A 13,296-nucleotide genomic window follows, 5' to 3' on the forward strand; every position below is an offset into this window, starting at 1 on the left:
ACGTCTCTCAGACGGTCTCGTCCTCGGCGAGGAGGTTGCGGGTGCGGTTCGGGTCCAGCGGGATGCCGGGGCCCATCGTGGTGGCCAGGGTCGCCTTCTTGACGTAGCGGCCCTTGGCGGCGGACGGCTTCAGACGGAGGATCTCCTCCAGCGCCGCGCTGTAGTTCTCGATCAGCGCCTTCTCGTCGAACGAGACCTTGCCGATGATGAAGTGCAGGTTCGAGTGCTTGTCGACGCGGAACTCGATCTTGCCGCCCTTGATGTCGGTCACGGCCTTGGCCGTGTCCGGGGTGACCGTGCCGGTCTTCGGGTTCGGCATCAGACCACGGGGACCGAGCACGCGGCCGAGGCGGCCGACCTTGCCCATGAGGTCCGGGGTGGCGACGACGGCGTCGAAGTCCAGACGGCCCTTGGCGACCTCGTCGATGAGCTCGTCGGCGCCGACGATGTCGGCGCCCGCGGCACGCGCGGCCTCGGCACGGTCGCCGGTCGCGAAGACCAGGACCCGGGCGGTCTTACCGGTGCCGTGCGGAAGGTTCACGGTGCCACGGACCATCTGGTCCGCCTTGCGCGGGTCGACGCCCAGACGCAGGGCGACCTCGACGGTGCCGTCGAACTTGGTGCCGGAGGTGGCCTTCGCCAGGCGGACGGCCTCGAGCGGGGCGTACAGACGCTCCCGGTCGATCTTCGCGTCCGCGTTGCGAAGAGTCTTGCTGCGCTTCACTGAAACTCCTCAGTGGTGATTGGAGTCGTGGTACGGGCCAGCGCTGGCCCTTCCACGGGTGCCTGAAGGGGCGGGACGATCAGCCCTCGACCGTGATGCCCATGGAACGGGCGGTGCCGGCGATGATCTTCTCGGCGGCGTCCAGGTCATTGGCGTTCAGGTCGGGCATCTTGGTGGTGGCGATGTCACGGACCTGGTCGCGCGTGATCTTGGCGACCTTGGTCTTGTGCGGCTCGCCGGAGCCCTTGTCCACGCCCGCGGCCTTGAGGATCAGCTTCGCGGCCGGCGGAGTCTTGGTCACGAAGGTGAAGGAACGGTCCTCGTAGACCGTGATCTCCACCGGCACGACCATGCCACGCTGCGACTCGGTCGCGGCGTTGTAGGCCTTGCAGAACTCCATGATGTTGACGCCGTGCTGACCCAGCGCCGGGCCGACCGGCGGAGCCGGGTTGGCGGCACCGGCCTGGATCTGGAGCTTGATAAGCCCCGTGACCTTCTTCTTCTTGGGAGGCATTGCTCTCTCCGGGTCCTAGTGAGAGTTTTCTGCCCACGACACACTGCGCGCAGGCATACCGCACCACGATAACGGGTAACGTGGCCGGCCCAAAAACCGAGAGGTCAGGACACCCCTCGCGGGGCGTCCCGACCTGTTCGGAAGCGTACGGTCAGAAGATCAGTTCTTCTGGATCTGGTCGAAGCTCAGCTCGACCGGGGTCTCGCGGCCGAAGATCTCGACGAGGCCCTTGACCTTCTTCGAGTCGGCGTTGATCTCGTTGATCGTCGCCTGGAGCGTCGCGAACGGACCGTCGGTGACGGTGACCGAGTCGCCGACCTCGAAGTCCAGCACCTGGACCTCGACCTTGCGGGACGGCGCCGGACGGCCCTCGGCCTCGGCGGCCTCCTTGGCTGCCTTCTCCTCGGCCTCGGGGGCGAGCATCTTGACGATCTCGTCCAGGGTCAGCGGGTACGGGTCGTAGGCGTTGCCCACGAAGCCGGTGACGCCCGGGGTGTTGCGGACGACGCCCCACGACTCGTTCGTCAGGTCCATGCGCACCAGCACGTAGCCGGGGAGCTTGTTCTGACGGACGGTGCGGCGGTCGCCGTTCTTGATCTGGACGACCTCTTCCTGCGGCACCTCGGCCTGGAAGATGTAGTCCTCGACGTTGAGCGAGACGGCGCGCTGCTCGAGGTTGGTCTTCACGCGGTTCTCGTAGCCCGCGTAGGTGTGGATGACGTACCACTCGCCGGGCAGCCCGCGCAGCTCCTCGCGGAGCGCGGTGACCGGGTCCACCGGAGCGGCCTCCTCGGCCTCCTCCGCCTCGACGTCGGCCTCGGCCTCGGTGGCCTCCGGCTCGGCGGCCTCCGGCTCCTCGGCCTCGGCGGACGCCGCGGCCTCCTCGGCGCCCTCGGCGTCCGCGGCGAGCTCGCGCCCGGTGTCGTCAGCGGTCGCCGCGTCACCCTCGACCTCGGCCGAGACAGCCGCGTCCACGTCGGCCTCTGCCGCCTCGACGGGCTCGGCGGCGTCGTTCAGGTTCGGGTCAGACACGTGGCTGCTTCTTCCTGGCTACAAGGGGTGGAACGTGCGAAAAGGCGGCTCTCCGGAACCCTCCCGGAGGCGACCGCCTTGGCGCGCGGGCGGGCTCAGCCGAAGACGTACTTGACGGCGTTGCTGAACCCATAGTCAATCACGGTCACGAGACCAATGACGATGACGACGAAGACGATCACCACGGAGGTGTACGTCGAAAGCTGGCCACGCGTGGGCCAGACGACCTTGCGGAGCTCCGCGACGACCTGGCGGTAGAACAGCGCCATGCGCCCGAGCGGGCCCTTCTTGCCGCGCTTGCCGCCGCGGCGCTTCTTGACGGCGACCTCGTCCTCGGGACGACCGCTCTCAGGCGTCGCGGTGGAGCCAAGGGCTTCCGTCACTACGTCCTCACCTGAATCCGGGTCGTGGCCGTGCCGCGCCCGGTGGAGCCGCACGGCGGTGCATCAGTGCGTACGCACGCACCTCGGTGACGATGCGTGTAGCAGGGCCGAAGGGACTTGAACCCCCAACCGCTGGTTTTGGAGACCAGTGCTCTACCAATTGAGCTACGACCCTTTGTGGTTCCCCCAACGTACAGCATCCGCTCGACCGCACGATGTGTCCGGTACGGATTCGCCTGTGAGGGGCCAACGACGCATGAGTGTACGTGGTTCGGGGCTCGCCGTCGAACAGATACCGCCGTGGTCTCCGGAAAAGTCCCCGGAATGCCTGATTCCATGGGGGGTCGCGGAGGGGATCGCACAGAGGACCACGCCGGGTTCCGGCCGGTTCGCGGACGGCCCGTACCGGTCCGTGGAACCTGCGCGCCCCACCCGTGCCGGTTCTGCGACGATGCCTGTATGACCGATGCCACCGCTCCCTTCCCCGCCGCTCAGGCACCCACCGACCGCCGGGTCTCCACCCGCATCGGATCGATCTCCGAGTCCGCGACGCTCGCCGTGGACGCCAAGGCCAAGGCCCTCAAGGCGGCCGGGCGCCCGGTGATCGGCTTCGGCGCGGGCGAGCCGGACTTCCCGACCCCGGACTACATCGTCGACGCCGCCGTCGAGGCGTGCCGCGACCCGAAGAACCACCGCTACACGCCGGCCGGCGGGCTCCCCGAGCTGAAGGCCGCCATCGCCGCCAAGACGCTGCGCGACTCGGGCTACGAGGTCGAGGCGTCCCAGGTGCTCGTCACCAACGGCGGCAAGCAGGCCATCTACGAGGCGTTCGCCGCGATCCTCGACCCGGGTGACGAGGTCATCGTCCCGGCGCCGTACTGGACCACCTACCCGGAGTCCATCCGCCTCGCGGGCGGCGTCCCGGTGCCGGTCGTGGCCGACGAGACGACCGGCTACCGGGTCTCGGTGGAGCAACTGGAGGCGGCCCGCACCGAGCACACCAAGGTGCTGCTGTTCGTCTCCCCGTCCAACCCGACCGGCGCGGTCTACTCGCGCGCCCAGGTCGAGGAGATCGGCCGCTGGGCGGCGGAGCACGGCCTGTGGGTCCTGACGGACGAGATCTACGAGCACCTCGTCTACGGCGACGCCGAGTTCTGCTCCCTGCCGGTGGTGGTGCCGGAGCTGCGCGACAAGTGCGTCGTCGTCAACGGCGTGGCCAAGACGTACGCCATGACGGGCTGGCGCGTGGGGTGGGTCATCGGCCCGCAGGACGTGGTCAAGGCCGCGACCAACCTCCACTCGCACGCCACCTCCAACGTGAGCAACGTCGCGCAGCGCGCCGCGCTGGCCGCCGTCGCCGGTGACCTGAAGGCCGTCGAGGAGATGCGGACCGCCTTCGACCGCCGCCGCCGGACGATGGTGCGGATGCTCAACGAGATCGACGGCGTCGTCTGCCCGGAGCCGGAGGGCGCGTTCTACGCCTACCCGTCGGTGAAGGCGCTGCTCGGCAAGGAGATCCGCGGCAAGCGGCCCGCCACCTCGGTGGAGCTCGCGGCGCTGATCCTGGAGGAGGCCGAGGTCGCGGTCGTCCCGGGCGAGGCCTTCGGCACGCCGGGCTACCTGCGGCTCTCGTACGCGCTGGGCGACGAGGACCTGGCGGAGGGCGTCTCCCGGATCCAGAAGCTGCTGGCCGAGGCGCGCGACTGACGCGACCACGCGAAGGGGGCCGCGCCGTGACGTTCCGGCGCGGCCCCTCCTCGTTCTCCCTTTCGGACGCTTCCCCGATCAGGGACGATCGGCGAAACGCCTTCCGGTTGCCGGGGTCGATGCGGCAGGATCCCGGAATGGAGAACGTTCGTGATGTCCGTCTGCTGCCGAAGGCCCACCTGCACCTGCACTTCACCGGTTCCATGCGCCCCTCGACGCTGCTGGAGCTGGCGGACAAGTACGGGGTGCACCTGCCGGAGGCCCTGAGCGGCGGCGCGCCCCCGAGCCTGCGGGCCACGGACGAGCGCGGCTGGTTCCGCTTCCAGCGGCTCTACGACATGGCGCGCTCCTGCCTGCGCTCCCCCGACGACATCCGGCGGCTGGTCCACGAGGCCGCCGAGGAGGACGTCAGGGACGGCTCGGGGTGGCTGGAGATCCAGGTCGACCCCACCTCGTACGCGCCCCGGCTGGGCGGGCTGATCCCCGCGATGGAGATCATCCTGGACGCGGTGGAGACGGCGTCCCGGGACACCGGCCTGGGGATACGGGTCCTGGTGGCCGCGAACCGGATGAAGCACCCCCTGGACGCCCGCACCCTGGCCCGGCTGGCGGTGCGGTACGCAGACAAGGGCGTGGTCGGCTTCGGCCTCTCCAACGACGAGCGGCGCGGCTTCGCGCGGGACTTCGACCGGGCCTTCCAGATCGCCCGGGAGGGCGGTCTGCTGGCCGCGCCGCACGGCGGCGAGCTGTCGGGCCCCGCGAGCGTCCGCGACTGTCTGGACGACCTGCACGCGGGCCGGGTGGGCCACGGCGTGCGGGCGGCCGAGGACCCGCGGCTGCTGCGCAAGCTGGCCGAACGAGGGGTGACGTGCGAGGTCTGCCCGTCGTCCAACGTCGCCCTCGGCGTCTACGAGAAGCCGGCGGACGTCCCGCTCCGCACCCTCTTCGACGCCGGCGTCCCCATGGCCCTGGGCGCCGACGACCCCCTCCTCTTCGGCTCCCGCCTCGCCGCCCAGTACCAGCTCGCCCGGGAACACCACGGCTTCACGGACGAGGAACTGGCGGAACTGGCCCGCCAGTCGATCCGCGGCTCGGTGGCGCCGGGGGATGTGAAGGGGCGGTTGCTGGCGGGTGTGGAGGCGTGGCTGACCAGCCCGTCCGGCGTTTGAGGACAACCGCGCGGAGCGCGGTTTGGGGGGTGCGGGGGCTAGCCCCCGCAAGAAACGGCGAATGGGGGTGCCCCCTCTGGGGGAGGGACAGGGGCACCCCCTCCCGCCCCCACGGGGCTAAAGGCTGACGCCGACCGTCACCGGCTCGTTCACCAGCGTCACCCCGAAAGCCTCCCGGACCCCGTCCCGCACCTCCCGGGCGAGCGCCAGCAGGTCCTCGGTGGTGGCCGACCCCCGGTTCGTCAGGGCCAGCGTGTGCTTGGTCGAGATCCGCGCGGGCCCGTCCCCGTAGCCCTTGGTGAAGCCCGCCTTGTCGATCAGCCAGGCGGCGGACGTCTTCATCAGCCCGTCCCCCGCCGGGTAGGCGGGCGGCGCGGTGTCCGGCCCGAGCCGCTCCGCCACCCGCGCCAGGAAGGCCGCGTGCTGTTCGGCCGTGAGCACGGGGTTGGTGAAGAACGACCCGGCGGACCAGGTGTCGTGGTCCTCGGGGTCGAGCACCATGCCCTTGCCGGCGCGCAGCCGCAGCACGGTCTCGCGGGCGACGGCGGCGGGGACGCGGTCCCCGGCCTCGACGCCGAGGGCGCGGGCGGTCTCGGGGTACTTGACGGGGGCGGAGAGGCCGCCCGCGTCCTCCAGGACGAAGCGGACGCGCAGCACGACGTAGCGGGAGGGGTCCTCCTTGAACCGGCTGTGCCGGTAGGAGAAGCCGCATGCGGCGTTCGGCAGGACGACGGTCTCACCGGCCCGGCGGTCGTAGGCGACGACCTCGGTGATGACGGAGGAGACGTCCTGGCCGTAGGCGCCCACGTTCTGGATGGGCGTGGCGCCGGCCGAGCCGGGGATGCCCGCCATGCACTCGACGCCGGCGAGCCCGGCCTCGACGGTGCGGGCGACGGCGTCCGACCAGTTCTCGCCGGCGGCGAGCTCCAGGTCGGTGCCCCGCAGCGTGAATCCGGCGGTGGCGATGCGCAGGGCGACGCCGTCGAAGCCCTTGTCGGAGATCACGAGGTTGCTGCCGCCGCCGATGATCAGCAGCGGTGTGCCGGAGGCGTCCGCCTCGCGCACGGTCGTGATCACTTCCTCGTCGGTGACGGCCGTGACCAGGCGGGTCGCGGGGCCGCCGAGACGGAAGGTGGTCAGGGGGGCGAGGGGGGTGTCGTGGAGTTCCTGCACGGCGACAAGGGTACGGGGCACGGGCCCGAGCCCGGTTGCGGCGGGCGTCCGGGCGTTCGTACCCCCTGCGCCGCATCACCTGCGGGACGGTCCCGGCCGGGCACCGGGGGGGTCCCCTAGGGGCGTTCGGGCAGGGGCGATCCCGTACGGACGATCCCGTAGGGAGGGCCCCGAGCCCGGTCCCTCAAGGGGCCGGGCTCGCCTGCCCCCTTCCCAGGAGGCGCTAGCGGCCGGTGCCCGCACCGGCGTGGGCGCCGGCGCCGCCGGGTGCCGCCGCGCGCCCGGTGGCCTCGGCGGCCACGCCCGGTCCGTCCGCCGTCTCCGCCGCCTTCAACGTGGCCGCCCCGACCGTCCCGGCCGCCACCGCCACCGCGCCCGCGTCCGCGGGACGCCGGTGCCGCGGGATGAGAGCGGCGGCGACCGCCGCGAGGGCGACGCCCGTGGCGCCGATCCACAGGGCGGGCGTGGTGCCGTCCACGATCGCCTGGGGCGACCCGAAGCCGCCGTTGGCGGAGAAGACGGACCCGAGGACGGCGACCCCGAACGCTCCGCCGACCTCGCGCAGCGCGCTGTTCGTCCCGGAGACGATGCCCTGTTCGGCGGGGCCGACCGAGGACATGGCGAGCGCCGAGGCCGGGGCGAAGAAGAGGGCCATGCCGGCGCCGTTGAGGACCAGGGCGGGCAGTTGGACCGCGTAGGAGAGGTCGGCGGCGAGGACCAGGGCGTAGTAGGCGAGTCCGGCCGCCTGGAGGGACAGGCCCCAGATGACCACGACGCGGCCGCCGACCCGGTCGGTGAGCCGGCCCGCGAACGGGGCGACGATCAGCGGCATCCCGGTCCAGGGCAGCATGCGCAGCCCCGCCTCGGTGGGCGAGTGGCCGCCGCCTTGCAGGAACTGGCTGAGCAGGAAGATCGAGCCGAACATGCCGAAGAACATCAGCAGCCCGGCCGCGTTGACCCCGGCGAAGGCGCGGTTGCGGAAGAGGCGCATGGGCAGCATGGGCTTCGGGTGGGTGATGCCGTGCCGGACGAAGGCGGCCAGCAGCACGGCTCCCAGGACGAGCCCGGTGAGCACCCGGCCGCCGGTCCAGCCGTACGTGTTGACGTTCACGACGGCGAAGACGACACCGAAGAGACCGCCGCTGACCAGGATCGTGCCCGGTATGTCGAGCCGGGCGTCCGGTGTGCGGGACTCGGCGACGCGGTAGCGGACGAGCGGGAGGAGGAGCAGCCCGATCGGGACGTTGAGCCAGAAGATCCAGTGCCAGGAGATGTGCTCGGTGAGCCCGCCGCCGATGAGCGGGCCGGTGGCGACAGCGAGGCCGTTGACCGCGCCCCAGATGCCGAACGCCGTGCCGCGCCGCTCGGGCGGGGTCGCCGCGGTGAGCAGGGTGAGGCTCAGCGGCGTCATGATCGCGGCACCGACGCCCTGGACGGCCCGGAAGGCGATCAGCGCGTCGATGCCGGACGACAGCGCGGCGCAGGCGGAGGCCGCGGTGAACAGCGCGATGCCGATGCCGAAGAACCTGCGGCGGCCGAACCGGTCGCCGAGTGCGGCGCCGAACATCAGCAGGACGGCGTAGGTGAGCGTGTAGGCGCTGACGGTCCATTCGAGGTCTTCGAGCGAGCCGCCGAGGTCCCGGCGGAGGGTCGGCAGCGCGGTGGTGACGACGAGGTTGTCCAGCGCGGCCATGAAGCCGGCGGCGCCCGAGACCGCGAGGGCCCAGGCGGCACGCCGTCGATCTTTCTGTTCCATTTCTCCCCCTACTTATTTATCGGTCACTAACTTTCGGCCGCAAAAGAAAACCGGCCCGGCGGGCCGGCGCCGGCCGGTGCGGTACGGCACACGGCACGTGATCGCGGGCGGCGCGGCGCCCGCCGCGCGCGGGTCAGTCGCACTCGCGCTCGGAGGGCAGCCCGTCCCAGACCCGGTGCTCGGGCGGGAAGCCGAGCGACACCAGGGAATTGATGAGCATCCCGTGCGCCATGAAGCGGGCGCCCCGCTCCGGGTCACCCCCGAGCGAGAGTCGCACCTGGTCGTTGAGCCGCTCCCAGCCCGCCCGGATCGGACGGCCGAACTCACTGTCCCCCGCGGCCTCGGCGGACGCCACGGCGACGCACATCTGCATGAGCATCAGCAGCGTCTCCTTGTCGCGGGCGATGAGGCGCTCGTACGCCAGGCCCATCGCCCGCACCACCCCCTCCGGCGGCACGCCGTCGGCGGCTTCCTCGAAGGTGCGGATGATCTTCTCCTGGCATGCCTCGACGGCCGCCAGGAAGATCGCCTGCTTGCCCGGGAAAAGACGGAAGAGGTACGGCTGGGACACGCCCACCCGACGGGCGATCACCTCCGTCGAGGTGCCGTGGTAACCACCCCGGGCGAACTCGGCGACCGCCGCGCGGACGACGCTCTCGCGCCGCTCCTCTGCGCTCATCCTGACCATGGGCGAGAGATTAGTGGTCACTAACTAACTTCGCAAGTCCCTGCCCGGGGCCCCCGCAAACCCTTGAGGCCCCCAGGGGTCCCTACGGGCAGGGCGCGTAGGGACCCCGGGGGCCCTGGCCGTCTCGGAAGCCCCGGCGCCCCTGGCGCCCCTGGCGCTTCAGGCGCTTCAGGGGCCGAGCGGACCCGCGATCCGAGCCCGCGGCAGAGCCGGGGGCCGCCGCTCAGGCCAGCCGTACGACGGCTCGCGGCATGCCGAGTACACGCTGGCCGGCACTGCGCACCAGGAGGTCCACGCGGACGGTGCGCGCCTCGTCGTCCAGCTTGGCGGCGACCTTGCCGCTGACCTCGATGACCGCGCCCTCGTCGTCGTCCGGCACGACGACCGGCTTGGTGAAGCGCACCCCGTACTCGGTGACCGCGCCCGGGTCGCCGGCCCAGTCGGTGACGACGCGGACCGCCTCGGCCATGGTGAACATGCCGTGCGCGATCACGTCAGGGAGGCCGACCTCCTTGGCGAACCGTTCGTTCCAGTGGATCGGGTTGAAGTCGCCGGAGGCGCCCGCGTAGCGCACGAGAGTGGCGCGGGTCACGGGGAACTCGCGGGTCGGCAGCTCGGTGCCGACCTCGACCTCGTCGTAGGAAACCTTCGCCGTCATCACGCCTCCTCGCCCTCGGCCGCCTCGGGGCCCCGGGCCACCAGCATCGTGTGGGCGGTCACCACGTGCTCGCCGTGCTCGTCGTGGACCTCGCCGCGGATCGTCAGCAGGTCGTTGCCCGCCATCGACTTGATCGACTCGATGGTGGACGTGACCGCCAGCCGGTCGCCGGCGCGGACCGGGCGGGTGTAGGTGAACTTCTGGTCGCCGTGGACGACGCGGCTGTAGTCCAGCCCGAGCTGCGGGTCCTCGATGACCTGGCCGGCCGCCCGGTAAGTGATAGCGAACACAAAGGTGGGCGGGGCGATCACATCCGGGTGACCGAGCGCCTTGGCGGCCTCGGCGTCGGTGTACGCCGGGTTCGCGTCGCCGATGGCCTCGGCGAATTCACGGATCTTCTCGCGGCCGACCTCGTAAGGGGCGGTGGCCGGATAGGTCCGTCCGACGAAGGACTGGTCGAGCGCCATCGGCTCGGCACCTCCTGGGTGTGGATACGCCATGAGGCCGCCCCCAGGAACCGGGGACGGCCTCATGAACGACTGTGCGTTATCGCGTTTCGCGGTGCGCGGTGTGCGCGTTGCAACGCGGGCAGTGCTTCTTCATCTCAAGTCGGTCCGGGTCATTACGCCGGTTCTTCTTGGTGATGTAGTTCCGCTCCTTGCACTCCACGCAGGCCAGCGTGATCTTCGGGCGGACGTCGGTGGCAGCCACGTGAGTGCTCCTTGACGGATGGACGGATGAACGCAGACAAGAGTAGCCGATCGGAGGACCGACCCCGCAATCGGCTACTGTGGGTAGCGGCGACCGGACTTGAACCGGTGACACAGCGATTATGAGCCGCTTGCTCTACCGACTGAGCTACGCCGCTGTGATGCGGGGGGCGCCTCCCCGTCCGAAGACGGGGAGACCCCTCACACCAGAGCCCCAAAACGGAATCGAACCGTTGACCTTCTCCTTACCATGGAGACGCTCTGCCGACTGAGCTATTGGGGCGAGCAGGGAAGACATTACACGCTCTGCGGCCGAACGTGAAATCCGTTCCGGACCGCCCTCGGACGGAGGGGTTCCGGCCCCTTCCCGGGCGGCCCCGGGCGCTCTTTCCGGCCAGGCCGGGCGTGACCCTCGGCGCCCCGCCCGGCCGTCGGGCCGCCCCCGGCCGCAAGCCGCCCGCCCCGGCGCCCGCCCCCTCCACCGGTACGACTATTCGCAGCGCGCCGTAGCCTGCTCGAACCCGCTCCCCGCGCGGCCTAGGCTCGGATCACGCTGCGCGAATGCCCCGGACCGTAGGGAGCGCGATGCCCGACAACCAGCAGCCGCAGCCCGCGAGAAACCCCGACGGCGACGCGAGCTCCCCGCCCGGCTCCCCGGGTGGCGGCGGGCCCGGTGAGATGCCCCTCGTGCTCTGCGGCGCCCACCTCGCCGACGGCCGTGTGGTGGACGTGCGGCTCAGCGGCGGGCGCGTCGAGGCCGTCGGCACGGCGGGCAGTCTCGCCCCCGGCGTCCGCTGCGATCTCGACGGCTACCTGCTGCTGCCGGCTCCGGCCGAGCCGCACGCGCACGGTGACACCGCGCTCACCGCCGATCTCTCGGGTCCGGTCCCTGACGGCGTGGAGGACGTCCAGCGGCGCGTCATCGAGGCCGCCCTGCTCCAGCTCGGGCACGGCGCGACCGCCGTCCGCTCGCACGTCCGCGTCGGCGACGTGCACGGCCTGCGGGCGCTGGAGGGCGTCCTGGCCGCCCGCCGCGTCCTGCGCGACCTCACCGACCTCACAGCCGTCGCCGTCCCCAGGCTGCTCACCGGCCTCGCGGGGGCCGACGGTCTGGCCGTGCTCCGGGACGCGGTCAAGATGGGCGCCACCGCCGTCGGCGGCTGCCCCGACCTGGACCCGGACCCGACCGGTTACGTGGAGGCCGTCCTCCGGATCGCCGCCGAGCACGGCTGTGCCGTGGACCTGCACACCGACGCCGACGACCCGCCCCGGCTGGCCAGGCTCGCCGCGATGGCCGGCGGGCTGCGCCCGTCCGTCACCCTCGGCCCCTGCGGCGGTCTGGCCCGGCTCCCCCGCGAGACCGCCGTCCGGGCCGCGGAGCAGTTGGCCGCCGCCGGGGTGACGGTGGTCTGCCTGCCGCAGGGCGACTGCGGGATCAGCGCCCGGAGCCGTTACCGGGTCTCGCACGCCGCGCCCGTACGGCTGCTGCGCGCCGCCGGCGTGCGCGTCGCGGCAGGCAGCGGGGCGGTCCGGGACGCGGCCAACCCGGTCGGGCGCGGCGACCCGCTGGAGGCCGCGTTCCTGCTGGCCTCGCGTGGCGAGCTGGCCCCGGAGCAGGCGTACGAGGCGGTGAGCGGGCGGGCTCGGGAGGCGATGGGGCTGCCGGAGGTCCGGGTCGAGGCCGGGTTCCCGGCCGAGCTGCTGGCGATCCGGGGGGACGGTGTGGCGGGTGTGCTGTCGCTGGGTTACAGCCGCCTGGTGGTGCACCGGGGGCGGGTGGTGTCGCGGACGAGCGCCGTCCGCGAGTACCGGCACTCGGCCGGGGCGCCGGCCCTGGAGCTGCCCCGCCAGGCGCCGCGCGGGGGCGAACCCTCCTCCTGATCCCCGTACCCCCCGAGGCGTACGGTCGGATCATGCGCATTGTCATCGCTGGTGGACATGGACAGATCGCGCTGCGGCTGGAGCGGCTGCTCGCCCGGCGCGGAGACGAGGTGGCCGGCGTGATCCGCCGGCCGGAACAGGCGGGCGACCTGCTCGCCGCGGGAGCGGAACCGGTCGTCTGCGACCTGGAGTCGGCGTCCGTCGGTGACGTCTCCCGGCACCTGGAGGGTGCCGACGCCGCCGTCTTCGCGGCCGGCGCGGGACCCGGCAGCGGCATCGAACGCAAGGACTCCGTGGACCGCGGCGCGGCCGCCCTCTTCGCCGACGCGGCGGAGGCGGCCGGAGTACGGCGTTTCGTCGTCGTCTCCAGCATGGGCGCCGACGGGGAGCCGCCCGAGGGCACCGACCCGGTCTTCGCGGCGTACCTGCGCGCCAAGGGCGCCGCCGACGCGGACGTCCGCTCCCGGACCGGCCTGGACTGGACGATCCTGCGGCCCGGCCGGCTCACGGACGACCCGGGCACCGGGCTGGTCACGCTGGACGATTCGACGGGACGCGGGGAGGTCACCCGGGACGACGTGGCGGCGGTCCTGCTGGCCCTGCTCGACGAGCCGGGGACGGCGGGCCGGACGCTGGAGCTGATCGGCGGCCGGACGCCGGTGGAGGAAGCGGTACGCGCCGTAGCGGGCTGAACTCGCCGGACCGGCCCGGCCGGGCGGAGCCGCCGCGGTGGCGGGCGCTCCGGCCGGAGCCGTCCCGGCGCACTCGCGCGGGACGGCGGCTTTCGTGCCGGTGGCCGACTCCGCCGGTCGCGCGATCGCCGTCCGGGCGGGCACGCCACGGCGTGCGAACGCCCGGTGATCAGCCCGGGCACGCGCACGTGGGCGATCAGACCCGGAAA

14 protein-coding genes and 3 tRNA genes are annotated in these 13,296 nt (G+C 72.2%); 4 read left to right on the forward strand and 13 right to left on the reverse strand.

Annotation, left to right across the window (positions count from 1 at the left end):
* Positions 1-7 precede the first annotated feature (7 nt).
* The 5 genes from rplA to ACZ6X9_RS21170 form a co-directional block, all read right to left on the reverse strand.
* A complete protein-coding gene (gene rplA / locus ACZ6X9_RS21150; protein WP_469779510.1) occupies positions 8-724 on the reverse strand; it encodes a 50S ribosomal protein L1 in 717 nt (238 codons plus the stop codon).
* Between the two features lie 79 nt (positions 725-803).
* The gene (rplK, locus tag ACZ6X9_RS21155) at positions 804-1,238 is read right to left on the reverse strand and encodes a 50S ribosomal protein L11 (protein ID WP_004941595.1); all 435 of its coding nucleotides are present in this window, start codon (positions 1,236-1,238) and stop codon (positions 804-806) included.
* Between the two features lie 159 nt (positions 1,239-1,397).
* Entirely contained in the window at positions 1,398-2,270 is an 873-nt protein-coding gene (gene nusG / locus ACZ6X9_RS21160; RefSeq protein WP_469779511.1) for a transcription termination/antitermination protein NusG, read from the reverse strand.
* A gap of 95 nt (positions 2,271-2,365) precedes the next feature.
* Positions 2,366-2,653 carry a preprotein translocase subunit SecE gene (secE, locus tag ACZ6X9_RS21165; protein ID WP_004941601.1) on the reverse strand — a complete coding sequence of 96 codons (288 nt, stop codon included), beginning with the start codon at positions 2,651-2,653 and terminating at the stop codon, positions 2,366-2,368.
* 102 nt (positions 2,654-2,755) lie between these two features.
* Positions 2,756-2,828, reverse strand: a tRNA-Trp gene (locus tag ACZ6X9_RS21170).
* A 284-nt stretch (positions 2,829-3,112) separates the two neighbouring features.
* Here ACZ6X9_RS21170 and ACZ6X9_RS21175 point away from each other — a divergent pair.
* On the forward strand, positions 3,113-4,360 hold the full coding sequence (locus tag ACZ6X9_RS21175) for a pyridoxal phosphate-dependent aminotransferase (protein WP_469779512.1): 1,248 nt from the start codon (positions 3,113-3,115) through the stop codon (positions 4,358-4,360).
* Between the two features lie 137 nt (positions 4,361-4,497).
* On the forward strand, positions 4,498-5,529 hold the full coding sequence (locus ACZ6X9_RS21180) for an adenosine deaminase (RefSeq protein ID WP_469779513.1): 1,032 nt from the start codon (positions 4,498-4,500) through the stop codon (positions 5,527-5,529).
* Positions 5,530-5,646: 117 nt separating this feature from the next.
* Here ACZ6X9_RS21180 and ACZ6X9_RS21185 read toward each other — a convergent pair whose 3' ends face one another.
* From ACZ6X9_RS21185 to ACZ6X9_RS21220, 8 genes are all read right to left on the reverse strand, one after another.
* On the reverse strand, positions 5,647-6,702 hold the full coding sequence (locus ACZ6X9_RS21185; RefSeq protein WP_469779514.1) for a UDP-N-acetylmuramate dehydrogenase: 1,056 nt from the start codon (positions 6,700-6,702) through the stop codon (positions 5,647-5,649).
* A 223-nt stretch (positions 6,703-6,925) separates the two neighbouring features.
* On the reverse strand, positions 6,926-8,458 hold the full coding sequence (locus ACZ6X9_RS21190; RefSeq protein WP_469779515.1) for an MFS transporter: 1,533 nt from the start codon (positions 8,456-8,458) through the stop codon (positions 6,926-6,928).
* Between the two features lie 133 nt (positions 8,459-8,591).
* Positions 8,592-9,146, reverse strand: coding sequence for a TetR/AcrR family transcriptional regulator (locus ACZ6X9_RS21195; protein WP_469779516.1), 555 nt, complete (start codon positions 9,144-9,146; stop codon positions 8,592-8,594).
* 223 nt (positions 9,147-9,369) lie between these two features.
* Positions 9,370-9,804 carry a MaoC family dehydratase gene (locus tag ACZ6X9_RS21200; protein ID WP_469779517.1) on the reverse strand — a complete coding sequence of 145 codons (435 nt, stop codon included), beginning with the start codon at positions 9,802-9,804 and terminating at the stop codon, positions 9,370-9,372.
* On the reverse strand, positions 9,804-10,271 hold the full coding sequence (locus ACZ6X9_RS21205) for an FAS1-like dehydratase domain-containing protein (protein ID WP_469779518.1): 468 nt from the start codon (positions 10,269-10,271) through the stop codon (positions 9,804-9,806). Before ACZ6X9_RS21205 ends, ACZ6X9_RS21200 begins: the two co-directional genes overlap by 1 nt.
* Before the next feature lie 79 nt (positions 10,272-10,350).
* Positions 10,351-10,515 (reverse strand): 50S ribosomal protein L33, encoded by a 165-nt coding sequence (gene rpmG, locus ACZ6X9_RS21210; protein WP_004571794.1) that lies wholly within the window; start codon positions 10,513-10,515, stop codon positions 10,351-10,353.
* 84 nt (positions 10,516-10,599) lie between these two features.
* Positions 10,600-10,672 (reverse strand) — tRNA-Met (locus ACZ6X9_RS21215).
* 52 nt (positions 10,673-10,724) lie between these two features.
* A tRNA-Thr gene (locus ACZ6X9_RS21220) sits at positions 10,725-10,797 on the reverse strand.
* A gap of 302 nt (positions 10,798-11,099) precedes the next feature.
* On the opposite strand from ACZ6X9_RS21220, the gene ACZ6X9_RS21225 reads away from it, so the two are divergent.
* Both ACZ6X9_RS21225 and ACZ6X9_RS21230 read left to right on the forward strand, forming a co-directional pair.
* A complete protein-coding gene (locus tag ACZ6X9_RS21225; protein WP_469779639.1) occupies positions 11,100-12,395 on the forward strand; it encodes an amidohydrolase family protein in 1,296 nt (431 codons plus the stop codon).
* 32 nt (positions 12,396-12,427) lie between these two features.
* Positions 12,428-13,087, forward strand: coding sequence for an NAD(P)H-binding protein (locus ACZ6X9_RS21230; RefSeq protein WP_469779519.1), 660 nt, complete (start codon positions 12,428-12,430; stop codon positions 13,085-13,087).
* Positions 13,088-13,296 lie beyond the last annotated feature (209 nt).

The organism is Streptomyces sp. NPDC052910, assembly GCF_055585605.1.